Genomic DNA, 15,157 nt, shown 5'->3' with positions numbered 1-15,157 from the left:
TCCCATTCCTAAGCATATACTTGGTGAAAGGGAGGGCAGTTTTTTTTGAAAAAATTATTCCAGATTGACCCTATAATTGAAATGATGAATTGTCGCCAATTACGAATGATAGGAAACTATAAATTTTTAGAAGCATCGGAGCATCATTGTAAGTTTTATTATGAAGGTTTTCTCGTGATGATTGAGGCTGACAAAGTACATATTAATGTACTAAAAGAAGAAGAAATTTTAGTACATGTTGATCAGTTAAAAAATTTTGAAATGAAGCGACAGGTGAATGAAAATGAAATTATACGATAGCCGCCCTGTAGAAATTCGTGTTTCTCGCAGTGGAAACGTACATGAATTGATTCGACGCTTACAACAAAATCGAGTGAAATTACGAGAAATAGAGTTTTTAGAGGATGAAGTCAAATTTGAAATTTCTAGAAAAGATGTGACTATTGTACGTTCATTGCGGAAAAAATTAAATTTGAAAGTAAAAATACGTTACCTGCAACAATCAAGGATTTTTCAAAAAACTGGTTGGACAATTATTGGAATAATACTGTTGATTTTCATCCCCATCATCTGTTCACAATTTATTTGGAAAGTTGAAGTGGAAGCAAGTACGCCAGAATTGAAGGCGAAAGTTGAAAAGATAATAGATGAAAAATTACAACTAGACAATCCTGTGTTAAAGCGAAAACTTGTATCCGATTTTGAAATACGACAAACCATTATGGAAGAAATACGTGATCTTTCTTGGGTGCATATTATCAAAAAGGGAAGCAGTATGACGATTGTTCCCCAACTAGCACCAATAACGGAAAATAAAGAAAAGAAAAGCGACGGACTATATCATTTAGTTGCTTCGAAAAGTGGTGTGATAACTCATTTTAATATTACAAGCGGTGAGCGTCGAGTTATGCCAAATATGACTGTGTATAAAGGAGATGTTCTTGTATCAGGAGTCATTACTGTAGGTGAAGATGAATATATGGCTGTGGGTGCGCAGGGAGAAGTATATGCTGATTACTGGCTAGAAACGAGTTTTGAGATACCGAGGAAAGTCAAATACATTTCAGCCGCTGACAGCAAGTGGATATTTGGATTGAAAAATAGCGATGAAAAGGAGAAAGAGTTATCGTTTCAAAAAATCAAATTGCCAAATTGGATTTCAAATTACATCGAAATCAAAAAGACGCAAAATTATATTACAACTGTACAAGAACTGTCAGAAGATCAAATCGACTCATTTATTTTGCCGCTATTGCACGAAAAAATTTTAAAATCACTACCTCCAAAAACGATTATCAAGAAAGAAAATATTTTGCACGTTACCTTCGATGATGATAAAGTTAAAGGGAAAGTCCTTTTTTTGGTAAACGAAAATATTGCGAAAGAATATCCAATTAGTCAAGGAGATTAGATATGGCTGAAGAATTAACAGAGTTACATGTTGAAAACCCAAATGAAGCAATTATGCTTCTAGGAATGGGCGATGCTAATATAAAGTTAATTGAAGAATCATTTAATTGTCGTATCATTACTCGCGGTGAAATCATTCAAATTACAGGTGAAGTAGAACAAAAGAAGCAAGTAACATTGTTGCTAAAAGAATTATTAAAAGTTATTCGTAAAGGCATTAATATTGATTTAAGAGACGTTTCAAGTGCCATTGAAATGTTAAATAAAGGAACACTTGAATATTTTTCAGAGTTATATGACGTTGAAATAGGTAGAACTCATAATGGCAAGCCTATCCGTGCCAAAACGATTGGTCAACGTGAATATATAAAGGCTATTCGTTCTCATGATTTAGTTTTTGCCATCGGGCCTGCAGGTACGGGGAAAACATATTTAGCAGTAGTCATGGCAACACAAGCATTAAAAAATGGACATGTTAAACGAATCATTCTAACACGTCCAGCTGTAGAGGCAGGAGAGTCGCTCGGATTTTTACCTGGTGATTTAAAAGAAAAAGTTGACCCATATTTACGGCCATTATACGATGCCTTACACGATATTTATGGAACAGAACATACTCAACGATTAATTGAGCGGGGAACAATTGAAATTGCTCCACTTGCTTATATGCGTGGCCGTACGTTAGATGATGCTTTTGTTATTTTGGATGAAGCTCAAAATACAACCCATATGCAAATGAAAATGTTTTTAACTCGATTAGGATTTGGGTCCAAAATGGTTATTACGGGAGATAAATCTCAAATTGACTTACCGAAAAATGTAGAATCTGGATTGATGATTGCTGAACGAGTGTTGAAAAATGTGAAAGATATTCATTTTACCTATTTGGAAGCAGGAGATGTAGTAAGGCATCCTCTTGTGGCAAAAATTATTCAAGCCTATTTCGATCAAGAACTATAACAATGTGTACGCCAGTTCGTACACATTTTTTATTTACTAAAGAATCCAATTCTACCAATGAAAAACGAACGAGAAATTGATAAACTATTAATATACAATATTGGGGGTGCGTTATGGATAAGCACTTAATAAAATTACTGGACATGTTCGGTTTTCGTGTATTACTGATTACTATATTATTTATTACTGGCCTATTACAGTTTTTTATCATGTTTGGCAATGTTCGAGGAGATACATATGATGTCCAACCATTTCAATTAGCTCCAGAAACAATACGAGCTGTGAAAACCGTAGAAGATACTGAAAAAACAGAGAAGGAGAGACAAGCAGCAGTAGATGCTGTGGAATCCGTATATGTCTTTGATGAAGAAATTGTCGATCATCGGGTGGCGCTTATTGAAACAATATATGAAATTATTTTGGACGTCCGAAAAGAAATTTCCGGAAATGGTACTAGAATATTATTGAAAGAAGAGCAAATTCAACTGCTTCAAGATAAATTAAAGGAAATCACTGAAAGTCAAACTTCCCTGCGATTCACAGATGAACATTTATGGACTTTTATCACTGTGGACGAAAAGGAATTAAGTAAAGCTCATACCACATTGATTCAACTAGTGAAAGATACTCTATCGGTCCCAATACGCAAGGAAAATGTCACATCCGTGCGCAATGAATTAGAATCAAAAATTCGTGCACATGAGAGTATTAGTAATTCCCTTATACCACCATTAGTTATTTTAGGAAGGGTAGCAGTTGTCGAAACGGAAACGTTGGATGAAGAAAAAACTGAAGAATTAAAACAACGAGCACGGCAAGCAGTTGAACCAACTCGTATTTTACAAGGTCAAATTATCGTACAAGAAGGCGAATTAATCGACAGAGAAAAATATCGACAGCTGGAATTATTAGGGATGACAAATAATAAGGCATCTATAAAACCTGTACTGGGACTAGCAATTTTAGTTATATTGCAAATGACTTTTCTTTATTTCCTATTTGACAAACTTAATATTGATGTGCAAAAAAAGAGAAAACAAGTTGTTGCAACGGTAATTGTTTATCTATTTTCAATCGGATTTATGGAACTTATTAATTTATTAGATGATTTTGAAGTCCAAATAGCCTTTTTATTTCCCTCTGCTTTAACGACTATGCTTGTGAGTTTATTAGCATCTCATAAAGTTGCAAGTCTAGTAACATTACTCACGGCCGCATCGGCAGGTGTTATATTCCAAGAAGGGTATTCGGCAGTATTGCAAATGGAAATTGCATTGTATATATTGCTTGGTGGCTATGCATGCATTTACTTTATGAAATCGATTGAAAATCGTTCTGATATATTAAAGGGTTGTGGAATTGTAGTTATTATTAATATATTATTTATTGCATTCTATTTATTAATGTCCCAATCCCATTATGAACCGTTAGAATTATTATTTTACGGAGTGGCAGCAGTAGTTTCAGGTTTGTTGTCTGGCGCTTTAACGATGGGATTGTTGCCATTCTTTGAATCAGCCTTTGGAATTTTGTCGACAATGAAATTAATCGAATTATCGAATCCAAATCATCCGCTATTGAAAAAAATATTAACCGAAACACCTGGAACGTATCATCATAGCATCATGGTCGCAAATTTAGCGGAAGCCGCTTGTGAAGCTATTGGAGCAGATGGATTGCTTGCTCGAGTAGGAAGTTATTATCATGATATTGGGAAGACGAGACGCCCTGCATTCTTCGTCGAGAACCAAATGTCAGGCATCAACCCACATGACTCGCTGCCACCAGAAAGAAGTGCGGAAATTATTATAGCCCATACAAATGATGGAGCAGAAATTTTACAAAAACATAAAATGCCACAAGAAATTATTGATATTGCACTTCAACATCATGGCACAAGTTCGTTAAAATATTTTTTGCATAAAGCAAAAGAACAAGGCGTAGTTAAAGATGAGTCCATCTTCCACTATCCGGGGCCAAAACCTCAAACGAAAGAAATTGCGGTCATTAGCATCGCTGATAGTGTAGAAGCGGCCGCTCGCTCCATGAAGCAACCTAATGCTGAGAAAATTCGCAATTTAGTGCAATCGATTATTAAAAATAAATTAGAGGAACAACAATTTGATGAATGCGATATTTCCATTAAGGAGTTAAAAATAATTGAAAAAGTGCTTTGTGAAACACTAAATGGCACGTTCCACTCTAGAATTGAGTATCCAAAAGAGGATAAAAATTAGGAGGAACTATGACTTTAACAATTGATTTTTTAGATGAGACAAATAAATTAAGCGATGAACATATCGAACTTGTTGAAAAATTGCTTCAACATGCTGCGAAAATAGAAAATATCAACAATGCAGAAGTTTCTGTTACCTTTGTAACTAATGAAAAGATACATGAAATAAATCGTGAATACCGTGACAAAGACCAGCCGACAGATGTTATTTCCTTCGCTCTAGAAGAAATGGGCGAAGGAGAAATCGAAATTATTGGAGTTGGAGAATTACCTCGTGTTCTAGGTGATATTATTATTTCTGTCGATCGAACGAGGGAACAGGCAGAAGAGTACGGGCATACATTTGAAAGAGAACTTGGTTTTCTTGCCGTACATGGATTTTTGCATTTATTAGGATATGATCATATGACGGAAGAAGACGAAAAAGTAATGTTTTCAAGACAAGAGGAAATTCTCACATCATACGGCTTAGGTCGTGATTTTCATGCGTAAATTTTTTCGTTCTTTCCACTATGCAATTGAAGGAATACGATTTGCAATGAAAGAACGAAATATGCGCATCCATGTTACTTGTGCTGTATTGGTTACGATTGCAGGCTTATGTTCGCAATTAAGTGCAGCGGAATGGCTGGTGTTAATCTTAACGATGGCCCTTGTGATTGCGTTAGAAATGGTGAATACTGCAATAGAAACAGTCGTCAATCTTGTTTCACCAGAATATCATGCTCTTGCAAAAGCAGCGAAGGATGTTGCGGCTGGTGCAGTGCTCATTTCCGCAATCGCAAGCATTTTCATTGGATTGATTATTTTTCTGCCTAAATGGTTTCTCATGTAATAGGAGGCGTATCCGTACATATGGATGTACAAAAGTTAATGAATGAAGCGAAACACGCCCGTGAAAAAGCCTATGCTCCTTACTCTAAATTTTCTGTTGGAGCCGCATTATTGACGAAGAGCGGGAAAATTTTTCACGGTTGTAATATTGAAAATGCTAGCTTTAGTATGACAAATTGTGCAGAACGAACTGCAATTTTTAAAGCCGTTTCAGAAGGGGAAACAAAATTTGAGGCAATTGCTGTCATTGCCGATACAAAAAATCCCGTTTCTCCATGCGGTGCATGTAGACAGGTAATGGCTGAATTTTGTTCACCAGAGATGCCTGTTTATTTAGCAAATTTACAAGGAAAAATACAAAAAACAACTGTAAAACAATTATTACCAAGTGCTTTTAATTCGGAGGATATGAAAGATGCATGACAATCATCGTTTTAAATCAGGATTCATTTCAATTATTGGTAGACCAAACGTAGGAAAATCGACATTTTTAAATCGTGTAATTGGCCAAAAAATTGCTATTATGTCGGATAAACCTCAAACAACTCGAAATAAAATACAAGGTGTATTGACGAGAGAAAAAAGCCAAATGGTATTTATTGATACACCAGGAATTCATAAACCGAAGCATAAACTAGGCGAATTTATGGTGAAGGTCTCTAAAAATACACTGCGTGAAGTAGATTTAATTATGTTTATGGTTAATGCAGAAGAAAAGATTGGCAAAGGCGACGAATTCATTATGGAATTGTTAAGTGAAACGAATACTCCGGTGTTTTTAGTGATTAATAAAATAGATAAAATTCATCCAGATGAATTATTAGAAATTATTGATGCTTATAGAGAAAAAATGGATTTTGCAGAAATCATTCCAATCTCTGCATTGGAGGGGAATAATGTAGAACGATTGCTAGAAACAATTGAAAACTACTTACCAGAGGGACCTCAATATTATCCAAGCGACCAAGTTACAGATCATCCTGAGCGCTTTATCATATCAGAACTGATTCGTGAAAAAGTATTACATTTAACGAGAGAAGAAATACCTCATTCTGTAGCGGTTATCATTGATAAAATTCGCAGGGATGAAAAAAATGAAAATCTCATTCACGTGAATGCCACGATTATGGTTGAGCGGGACTCGCAGAAAGGGATTATCATTGGTAAAGGCGGATCTTTGCTAAAAGAAGTCGGAACTCAAGCAAGAAAAGATATTGAAATGCTCCTCGGTTCAAAAGTTTATTTAGAACTTTGGGTAAAGGTTCAAAAGGATTGGCGAAATAAAATCACATACCTAAGAGACTTTGGATATCGAGAAGATGAATATTAAAATGTTTAAGAGTGCGTCTAATTACTTACGACGCACTCTTTATGAATTTTTATTCATCGTCCTTTTATCGAAATCATTATTAAATAAGATTCTAGAATGCCTCAGTGAAAAGGGATGTGCAACAGATGCTAAGTAAATTAGAGGGCATTGTTTTAAAAACAAGAGATTATGGGGAATCAAATAAAATTGTTACACTGATGACAAAAGAAGCTGGAAAAGTTGCAGTGATGGCTAGAGGTGCTAAGAAACCGCGGAGCAGGTTAGCGTCAATATCTCAAACTTTTATGCATGGTATTTTCATTGTACAACGATCTTCGGGTATAGGCACGTTACAGCAAGGTGAGCTTATCAATTCGATGCGACATATTCAAACCGATATATTACGAGCAGCTTATGCTAGTTACATTGTGGAAATGGTAGATCGATTAATAGAAGAGGGAAATCCGCAACCATTTCCTTACGAAGTGTTGAAACAAGCTTTATATGCGATTGAAGATGAGCATGATCCAGAAGCAATCGCATTGTTCGTTGATTGGAAGTTTCTTCCTTATGCAGGGGTAAGGCCTATTTTGCATCAATGTTCATCCTGTGGTGCGGTAGAAGGGGAATTTGCCTTTTCCTTTTCACAAGGAGGATTTCTTTGCCACCGTTGTTTTCATGTTGACCCCTATATTATTCGGCTAAGTCCAACACAATTAAAATTAATTCGCATGTTTTCTACTATTCCAATTGAGAAAATTGGAAAGTTGGAGTTAAAGCGTGAAACGAAACACTTTATCAAGAAAATTGTAACGACGATTTATGAAGAACAAACAGGTATGCGTTTAAAGTCTCGTTCATTTATTGAACAGCTTGAAAAATCAGAAGCTTTGTACTCGTTACAAAAAGACAATAAAGACAAAACAGGCGACAAACTTTAGGCGCCTGTTTTTATTGAAATATATATTGTATTAATATTTCTATCATTATCTTAATTCAGCTAAAATAGGCATTAAATCTTCTTTAAAAGCTTGCCAAAATTTTTCCTCTAGCTCAGGAATTAGGATGTGTTTAACATTTTTCAATTCCAAATACAGCTTTTCAATTTTGTCATCGACAAGTCTCATTCGATGATTGATTTTCTCTCGTTCTTCTTCAATATTTAGAATAATAAAACTATCCATCAAAAGTTTAAGTTGATTATATTTTTTTATTGTACTTTCGTAAGCTTCTTTATGAAACACACCAAGCGATGTAGTAAGATCGATCTGTTTTCGGTGATATTGTGCCGCATGAAAATATTGTTGAATTTTCAAATTTGTATTGAATATTAATTGACTGTTGGAACTATTGGAAGGTACTTCTCGCTTTAATATCGCTGTCACAATATTCTTTAATTGGCTGAAAACGTCGCTAACTTGAAGTTCTTGTTGTTTCTTAAAACTTGTAAATGAACTAAACAGCATATAGCTCCCCCCTAATCCAAAATCCCTTAACTCAATTATACTAGAGGGGGAAAGAATATGTATATTTAATTCAGATAATTCTGATTTTAAAATAATGAACAACATATCATTAGACAAAAGAAAAAAAGCTGTACAATCATGTACAGCTTTCATCATGTAAGCAATATTAGAATTGTAAGTGCTTTTCAATATAAGCTTTTACATCCGCAATTGGCATGCGTACTTGCTCCATTGAATCTCGATGACGCACAGTCACTTGACCGTCTTCTTTTGAATCGAAGTCGTAAGTGATGCAGAATGGTGTTCCAATTTCGTCTTGGCGGCGATAACGTTTACCGATGGATTGAGATTCATCATAATCTACTGGGAAATATTTGCGCAATTCGTTCCAAACTTCAGTTGCTTCCTCTGACAGTTTTTTCGATAGTGGAAGAACTGCGGCTTTAAATGGAGCGATAACCGGATGGAATCTAAGCACTGTGCGTTTGTCTCCATCTTCTAGTTGTTCTTCGTCATATGCATCACATAGGAATGCCAATGTTACACGGTCTGCTCCGACAGATGGTTCGATGCAGTAAGGAACGTAACGCTCATTTGTAACTGGATCGATGTAAGTGAAATCTTCGTTTGAATATTGCATATGTTGCTTCAAGTCATAATCTGTGCGGTCTGCAATACCCCAAAGTTCGCCCCAACCGAATGGGAATTTATATTCGATATCTGTTGTAGCTTTCGAATAGTGGGATAATTCTTCTTCGGAATGATCGCGAAGGCGAATGTTTTCTTCGCTCATGCCCAAACTTAACAACCAGTTTTTACAAAATTCTTTCCAGTAATTTTGCCATTCTAAATCTTCACCAGGTTTACAGAAGAACTCCAACTCCATTTGTTCGAATTCACGCGTACGGAATGTAAAGTTACCAGGCGTAATTTCGTTTCGGAAAGATTTACCAATTTGTGCAATACCAAATGGAAGTTTTTTGCGCATAGAACGTTGAACGTTTTTGAAGTTAACAAAAATACCTTGAGCCGTTTCTGGTCTTAAATAAATTTCGTTAGAAGAGCTTTCTGTAACACCTTGGAATGTTTTAAACATTAAGTTAAATTGGCGAATTTCAGTGAAATCTTGTGCACCACAATCAGGGCAGGAAACATCATATTGCTTCATGATTTCTGCCATTTTTTCAAATGATAAGCCGTCAACGATAATTTCATCACCTTTTTGTAGAGCTGCTTCTTCTATTAACTTATCAGCTCGATGTCTTGCTTTACATTGTTTACAATCAATCATTGGGTCATTGAAGTTTCCAACATGTCCTGATGCTTCCCAAGTGCGTGGATTCATTAAAATTGCTGCATCAAGTCCAACGTTGTAAGGTGACTCTTGAACAAATTTTTGCCACCATGCTTTTTTAATATTATTTTTCAGTTCCACACCAAGAGGACCATAATCCCATGTATTAGCAAGTCCCCCGTATATTTCAGAACCTGGAAATACAAATCCACGTTGTTTTGATAAATTCACAATAGTTTCCATTGATTGAACAGCCATTTTTGTTCCTCCTATTTAATTTTATTTTTCATAATAATAATAGAAAAGCACCCGTCTCCGGGCCATAAGCCCGGGGACGAGTGCTGGAATACATAATTACACCCGCGGTTCCACCCCGATTGATTGCATTTCATTCATAGAATTGCAATCCTCTTTTTTTCATCATGGCTCGAGGCTGCCGTTTCTCTTTTCGTGTAGGCTTTCACCATCCCTACTCGCTGTTTGTTGAAAAGATACTTATAGTCCTGTCATTGCCAAAATATTTGAATATAGTAATTTTTTTAATTAGTTGTGACATTATTTTATCATGTAGGACTTTTCTTAGCAATTATAAAGAAAATAGTATATAATATTTAAGAAAAGTATAACACTAATTGAGGCGGTGAGTCCAATAGAACTCAATCAACGTCAAGATAAAATTCTGCAAATTGTTAAAGAGAAGGGTCCAATAACAGGGGAGAAAATTGCTGAACAATTAAACTTGACTCGAGCAACCCTTCGACCAGATTTAGCAATTTTAACAATGGCAGGGTTTCTAGATGCCAGACCTAGAGTCGGGTATTTTTATTCTGGCAAAAAAACGATGGCTTCTGTAACAGAGTCAATGATGAATTTAAAAGTTAAAGATTTCCAATCTATGCCAGTTGTTGTATCTGAGAATATGACAGCTTATGATGCTATTTGTCAAATGTTCTTGGAAGATGTTGGAACCTTGTTTGTGGTGGATGATCGATCCCGTTTGCAAGGTGTGCTTTCAAGAAAAGATTTACTTCGCACAAGTATTGGAACTCAAGCTATAACAAAGATTCCCGTTCATATTATTATGACGAGAATGCCGAATATTGTGTATTGTCATAAGAATGATTCACTCATTCATGCTGCTAAAAAATTGATCGAGCGACAAGTTGACTCATTGCCAGTTGTAGAAGAGAAAGAAGATGGGTTAGAAATTGTCGGTCGTATAACCAAAACCAATATTACAAAAGCTTTTATTTCATTAGCTGAGACGAATGATTTGTAAGAGGTGCTAATTTGAAAAACTTAAAAATCTTTGTCGTATCTGATTCTGTCGGAGAAACTGGAGAACAAGTGGTTAAAGCAGCTGCTACACAATTTAGACCAAATTTTGATGGCATCATTATCCGAAGATTCCCACATATCTCAAATGATGACCATATAAAAAACATTGTAGAAATTGCGGCGATGCAAGGTGCAATTATAGTGTATACATTAGTAGAAAAACAAAAACGTCAGTTAATGTATAATTTATGTCAACAAAATAACATTGATTGCATTGATTTATTAGGTCCTATTATTCATTTATTTAGTAATAGACTTGAAGAATTTCCGTTAGAAGAACCTGGAATAGTTCATAAGTTAGACGATGACTATTTTCAAAAAGTAGAAGCGATCGAATTTGCCGTAAAATATGATGATGGACGAGATCCGAGAGGAATATTATTGAGTGATGTGGTGTTAATTGGCGTATCTAGAACTTCAAAAACTCCACTATCACAATATTTGGCTCATAAAAGATATAAGGTAGCCAATGTTCCAATTGTTCCAGAAGTCGAACCGCCTGAAGAATTATTTCAAGTAGATCCAAGAAAATGTTTTGGTTTAGTGATTTCTCCTGAAAAACTAAACGTCATCCGTAAACAAAGGTTAATTGCATTGGGTCTAAGTGATGATGCGATTTATGCAAAAAGAGATCGCATTGAACGGGAAATTGCGCATTTTTATAAAGTGGTAGAAAAATTAGGTTGTCAAGTCATCGATGTTACAAATAAAGCTGTTGAAGAAACAGCGAATGACATCATTGAGCGACTAGAGCGTTTAAAAAAATAAGATAATTATTTACACCTCCAGATTATCGAGGAGGTTTTTTTTTCATTTTTTTATAAATAAGTATAGAAAAATCATAAAGAATGTTTTATAATAATAAAATTGTGGTAAAAATATTTCTAACAAATAAATATTATAAAAAGTGAAGTTTTTTTGTCGCATTTTAAAGGAATTTTTAATTTTTTATCGAATTGTGTTATTTAGCAACAAAGTTGGTGATGGAATGATAGGCAAAATAATTCCTGAAGAATTAATTGAAAAAATCCGAACAGAATCGGATATCGTTGATGTAATCAGCGAATATATTCAGTTAACAAAAAGAGGGCGAAATTGGTTTGGATTATGTCCTTTCCACGGTGAAAATACACCTTCTTTTTCTGTTTCTGAAGACAAACAAATATTCCATTGCTTTGGTTGTGGTGCAGGGGGCAATGTTATAACCTTTGTCATGGATATCGAAAATGTATCCTTTCCTGAAGCGGTTTCTAAATTAGGGGAGCGCATCGGCATACATATTGATATCCAAAATCAAAGTATGGACAAAAATTTTCGCCGATATTCACCAAAAGAAGAAAATATGATAAATGCCCATCAATTTGTTGCTGAATTTTATCATCATTTATTGATGAACACAGAAGAAGGCGAAAAAGCATTAAATTATTTATTAAAAAGAGGATTTACAAGGGAAGATATCGAATCCAATGGTATAGGATACTCATTGCCAGTATGGGATTCAGTGACTGTATTACTAGAGCGAAAAGGTTTTTCGTTAGATGAAATGGTTGAATGTGGACTCATCATCCAAAAGGAAAATGACCATACTTACTTTGATCGCTTTCGAGGACGTATCATGTTTCCAATTCGCAACGAATTTGGAAAGGTCATTGGTTTTTCTGGTCGAATTCTTGAGGCAAATGAATCAGAAGCGAAATATTTAAATAGTCCAGAATCCCCGATTTTTCGAAAAAGTGAAGTTCTTTTTAATTTGGACAAGGCTAGAGCTTCAATTCGTAAAAAACGTCAAGTTATATTAATGGAAGGATTTATGGACGTGCTTGCTGCGCAAAAAGCAGGTATAGACAACGCTGTGGCAACGATGGGCACTTCCTTAACAAAAGAGCATATCACAAGGCTAAAACGCTTAGTTCGAAACGTAGTGGTTTGTTATGACGGTGATTATGCAGGTTGGGAAGCAGCGAAACGGGCCGCAGAAATGATTTACAACGAACAAATGGATGTTGAAGTTGTCGTACTACCCGATCAATTAGATCCTGACGAATACATTCGGAAGTATGGTTCAGAGTCCTTTGCACAGATGATTGAAAAACCACATGCATACATGGCTTTTATGATGATGTATGCACGACGCAATAAAAATTTTCAATTTGAAAATGATATTTTGCAATATATTCAAGAAGTGCTTGAGCATCTTGTTGGAAAATCATCGCCTATCGAACGAGAACTTTATATTAAAGAACTATCGAAAGAAACAAAAATATCGGAAGAAGCTATTTATGCACAATTCAGAAAATTAGATGCTGACTTTTCTAAAAATTATAAACGAGCTGAACAAAAAAATACAATATTTAGTGGCCAAATTCATTCCAAAAATTTAAATGCGACTGAACGTGCTGAAAGATTACTCCTTTCACATATGTTGTTTGATATGGAACTAGTGAAAAATATTTTACACAGTGATGATTCGCAACCATTTATTCATGATGAGTATATGGCAGTGTTTGTTCGCTTAATCGGCTTTTACGAAGAGCATGGCACTGCGGATTATCAAAGGTTTTTAGAAATTTTGGATGATGCAGAACTTCGAAAAATTGTTATGGAAGCTGCATTAATAGAGCGCGATCCAGAATTTAAAGAGGCTGAGATTGAAGATTGTTTAAAACAACTAAAAAAACATCGCATAAAGCTTGAAATAGAAAAACTCATGCACGATTCCCAAGAAGCTGAAAGAATGCATGAATATAAAAAAGCTTTAGAACTCGTCCAACGAATGATTGAACTGAAAAAAACATTATCTGCGATTTGAGTGATATTGGTTGTTATAAGGAGGAAGGTTTATGGCGGACAATATGTCAGAACGTTCAAGAGAAATTTTGGAAAAAAACTTGGAAGAAGCGAAAAATTTTCTTCGACAAAAAGCAAAAAATGATGGTATATCCATGGATGATATTTCAAAAAAATTAGATCCATTTGAATTGGAACCTGAGGAAATTTTTCATTTTGCTGAAGAATTAGAAAGCCAATATGATATTCGTGTGGAAGGAAAAGAAGAATTTGAAGAAGAAGCACTTGCGAAACAGGAAGCAAGTGAAGAAGAATTTGATTTGAATGATTTAAGCGTTCCTCCTGGTGTAAAAATCAATGACCCTGTCAGAATGTATTTGAAAGAAATCGGGCGTGTAGATTTATTAACTGCTGAAGAAGAAATTGAACTTGCAGAACGTATTGAGCAAGGCGATGAGGAAGCTCGTAAACGACTTGCGGAAGCAAACTTAAGATTAGTTGTTTCGATTGCTAAACGCTATGTGGGTCGTGGAATGCTTTTCTTAGATTTAATTCAAGAAGGAAATATGGGATTAATTAAAGCAGTAGAAAAATTCGACCATCGAAAAGGATTTAAATTTTCTACGTATGCCACTTGGTGGATTCGTCAAGCTATTACGCGAGCGATTGCGGACCAAGCAAGAACGATTCGTATACCAGTTCACATGGTGGAGACGATTAATAAATTAGTCCGCGTCCAACGTCAATTATTGCAGGATTTAGGGCGTGAACCAACGCCAGAAGAAATCGCAGAGGAAATGGACTTAACGCCTGAAAAAGTTCGTGAAATATTAAAAATTGCCCAAGAACCGGTTTCATTAGAAACACCAATTGGTGAGGAAGACGATTCGCATTTAGGCGATTTCATCGAAGACCATGAAGCGCAATCTCCTGCTGACCATGCAGCATACGAACTGTTAAAAGAACAGCTTGAAGACGTTTTAGATACTTTAACAGATCGAGAAGAAAATGTGCTTCGTCTTCGTTTCGGTTTAGATGACGGTCGTACACGCACTCTTGAAGAAGTAGGGAAAGTATTCGGGGTGACTCGTGAACGTATTCGCCAAATTGAGGCAAAAGCACTAAGAAAGCTACGTCATCCATCTCGTAGTAAGCGACTAAAAGATTTTCTTGAGTAACATCATTCTGAGAAATGTAAAGGTACCTAATTTTAGGTACCTTTTTTATTAGTGCGCCTGGCATGGGTGTAATCTATAGGGTGTAAGTCCCGAACTGTGAAGGCAGAAGTAACAGTTAGCTTAACGCAAGGGTGTCCGTGGTGACGCGGAATCTGAAGGAAGCTGGAGGCAAAACACCGGTCCGAGGAACACGAACCTCATATAAGGCTAGGTATGATTGAGTGAGTTTGCAAAACAAAACAAAGCTCTTTCTGTCGAAGGTCATATCGAGTAGATGAGGCGGATAGATGGTGTGAAAGTGCATGTACTTACCCGGGGAGGTCTGGCGGATAGGTGAAGTACGCT

At 35.7% G+C, this 15,157-nt stretch carries 15 protein-coding genes; 13 read left to right on the top strand and 2 right to left on the bottom strand.

Annotation, left to right across the window (positions count from 1 at the left end; translation table 11 throughout):
- The first annotated feature begins 45 nt into the window (after window positions 1–45).
- The 9 genes from HF990_RS07545 (at window position 46) to recO (ending at window position 7,690) form a co-directional block, all read left to right on the top strand.
- Window positions 46–300 carry a hypothetical protein gene (locus HF990_RS07545; protein WP_016838567.1) on the top strand — a complete coding sequence of 85 codons (255 nt, stop codon included), beginning with the start codon at window positions 46–48 and terminating at the stop codon, window positions 298–300.
- The gene (locus tag HF990_RS07540; RefSeq protein ID WP_016838566.1) at window positions 284–1,411 is read left to right on the top strand and encodes a sporulation protein YqfD; all 1,128 of its coding nucleotides are present in this window, start codon (window positions 284–286) and stop codon (window positions 1,409–1,411) included. Before HF990_RS07545 ends, HF990_RS07540 begins: the two co-directional genes overlap by 17 nt.
- Before the next feature lie 2 nt (window positions 1,412–1,413).
- On the top strand, window positions 1,414–2,370 hold the full coding sequence (locus HF990_RS07535) for a PhoH family protein (RefSeq protein ID WP_016838565.1): 957 nt from the start codon (window positions 1,414–1,416) through the stop codon (window positions 2,368–2,370).
- Window positions 2,371–2,483: 113 nt separating this feature from the next.
- Complete coding sequence (locus tag HF990_RS07530) at window positions 2,484–4,607, top strand: HD family phosphohydrolase (RefSeq protein ID WP_168412327.1); 2,124 nt, start codon at window positions 2,484–2,486, stop codon at window positions 4,605–4,607.
- Window positions 4,608–4,615: 8 nt separating this feature from the next.
- Window positions 4,616–5,098 carry an rRNA maturation RNase YbeY gene (ybeY, locus tag HF990_RS07525; RefSeq protein ID WP_168412326.1) on the top strand — a complete coding sequence of 161 codons (483 nt, stop codon included), beginning with the start codon at window positions 4,616–4,618 and terminating at the stop codon, window positions 5,096–5,098.
- Window positions 5,091–5,441, top strand: a complete 351-nt coding sequence (locus HF990_RS07520; RefSeq protein ID WP_016838562.1) for a diacylglycerol kinase family protein — start codon at window positions 5,091–5,093, stop codon at window positions 5,439–5,441. Before ybeY ends, HF990_RS07520 begins: the two co-directional genes overlap by 8 nt.
- A 20-nt stretch (window positions 5,442–5,461) precedes the next feature.
- Window positions 5,462–5,863, top strand: a complete 402-nt coding sequence (locus tag HF990_RS07515; protein WP_016838561.1) for a cytidine deaminase — start codon at window positions 5,462–5,464, stop codon at window positions 5,861–5,863.
- Window positions 5,856–6,770 carry a GTPase Era gene (gene era, locus HF990_RS07510; protein ID WP_016838560.1) on the top strand — a complete coding sequence of 305 codons (915 nt, stop codon included), beginning with the start codon at window positions 5,856–5,858 and terminating at the stop codon, window positions 6,768–6,770. The genes HF990_RS07515 and era overlap by 8 nt, the downstream gene beginning before the upstream one ends.
- Window positions 6,771–6,895: 125 nt before the next feature.
- Entirely contained in the window at window positions 6,896–7,690 is a 795-nt protein-coding gene (recO, locus tag HF990_RS07505) for a DNA repair protein RecO (RefSeq protein ID WP_168412325.1), read from the top strand.
- Between the two features lie 45 nt (window positions 7,691–7,735).
- Here the strand turns inward: recO and HF990_RS07500 are convergent, their stop codons facing one another.
- Complete coding sequence (locus tag HF990_RS07500; protein ID WP_168412324.1) at window positions 7,736–8,215, bottom strand: hypothetical protein; 480 nt, start codon at window positions 8,213–8,215, stop codon at window positions 7,736–7,738.
- A 166-nt stretch (window positions 8,216–8,381) separates the two neighbouring features.
- The gene (locus HF990_RS07495; RefSeq protein ID WP_016838557.1) at window positions 8,382–9,767 is read right to left on the bottom strand and encodes a glycine--tRNA ligase; all 1,386 of its coding nucleotides are present in this window, start codon (window positions 9,765–9,767) and stop codon (window positions 8,382–8,384) included.
- A gap of 382 nt (window positions 9,768–10,149) precedes the next feature.
- On the opposite strand from HF990_RS07495, the gene HF990_RS07490 reads away from it, so the two are divergent.
- From HF990_RS07490 to rpoD, 4 genes are all read left to right on the top strand, one after another.
- The gene (locus tag HF990_RS07490) at window positions 10,150–10,788 is read left to right on the top strand and encodes a helix-turn-helix transcriptional regulator (RefSeq protein ID WP_016838556.1); all 639 of its coding nucleotides are present in this window, start codon (window positions 10,150–10,152) and stop codon (window positions 10,786–10,788) included.
- Window positions 10,789–10,799: 11 nt separating this feature from the next.
- Window positions 10,800–11,615, top strand: coding sequence for a pyruvate, water dikinase regulatory protein (locus HF990_RS07485; protein ID WP_168412323.1), 816 nt, complete (start codon window positions 10,800–10,802; stop codon window positions 11,613–11,615).
- Between the two features lie 220 nt (window positions 11,616–11,835).
- Window positions 11,836–13,656, top strand: a complete 1,821-nt coding sequence (gene dnaG / locus HF990_RS07480) for a DNA primase (protein WP_168412322.1) — start codon at window positions 11,836–11,838, stop codon at window positions 13,654–13,656.
- 31 nt (window positions 13,657–13,687) lie between these two features.
- The gene (rpoD, locus tag HF990_RS07475; protein WP_016838553.1) at window positions 13,688–14,812 is read left to right on the top strand and encodes an RNA polymerase sigma factor RpoD; all 1,125 of its coding nucleotides are present in this window, start codon (window positions 13,688–13,690) and stop codon (window positions 14,810–14,812) included.
- Window positions 14,813–15,157: the final 345 nt, after the last annotated feature.

Origin of the sequence: Ureibacillus thermosphaericus, assembly GCF_012396605.1 — a bacterium.
GTDB lineage: Bacteria > Bacillota > Bacilli > Bacillales_A > Planococcaceae > Ureibacillus > Ureibacillus thermosphaericus.
This window is presented reverse-complemented; position numbering and strand designations above follow the sequence as displayed.

Excerpts from the sequence above, each read along its gene's own strand:
- HF990_RS07535 (WP_016838565.1), top strand. The coding sequence starts at position 1,414 with ATGGCTGAAGAATTAACAGAGTTACATGTTGAAAACCCAAATGAAGCA.
- dnaG (WP_168412322.1), top strand. The coding sequence starts at position 11,836 with ATGATAGGCAAAATAATTCCTGAAGAATTAATTGAAAAAATCCGAACA.
- HF990_RS07515 (WP_016838561.1), top strand. The coding sequence starts at position 5,462 with ATGGATGTACAAAAGTTAATGAATGAAGCGAAACACGCCCGTGAAAAA.
- recO (WP_168412325.1), top strand. The coding sequence starts at position 6,896 with ATGCTAAGTAAATTAGAGGGCATTGTTTTAAAAACAAGAGATTATGGG.
- era (WP_016838560.1), top strand. The coding sequence starts at position 5,856 with ATGCATGACAATCATCGTTTTAAATCAGGATTCATTTCAATTATTGGT.
- HF990_RS07540 (WP_016838566.1), top strand. The coding sequence starts at position 284 with ATGAAATTATACGATAGCCGCCCTGTAGAAATTCGTGTTTCTCGCAGT.
- HF990_RS07530 (WP_168412327.1), top strand. The coding sequence starts at position 2,484 with ATGGATAAGCACTTAATAAAATTACTGGACATGTTCGGTTTTCGTGTA.
- ybeY (WP_168412326.1), top strand. The coding sequence starts at position 4,616 with ATGACTTTAACAATTGATTTTTTAGATGAGACAAATAAATTAAGCGAT.
- HF990_RS07500 (WP_168412324.1), bottom strand. The coding sequence starts at position 8,215 with ATGCTGTTTAGTTCATTTACAAGTTTTAAGAAACAACAAGAACTTCAA.
- rpoD (WP_016838553.1), top strand. The coding sequence starts at position 13,688 with ATGGCGGACAATATGTCAGAACGTTCAAGAGAAATTTTGGAAAAAAAC.
- HF990_RS07520 (WP_016838562.1), top strand. The coding sequence starts at position 5,091 with ATGCGTAAATTTTTTCGTTCTTTCCACTATGCAATTGAAGGAATACGA.
- HF990_RS07495 (WP_016838557.1), bottom strand. The coding sequence starts at position 9,767 with ATGGCTGTTCAATCAATGGAAACTATTGTGAATTTATCAAAACAACGT.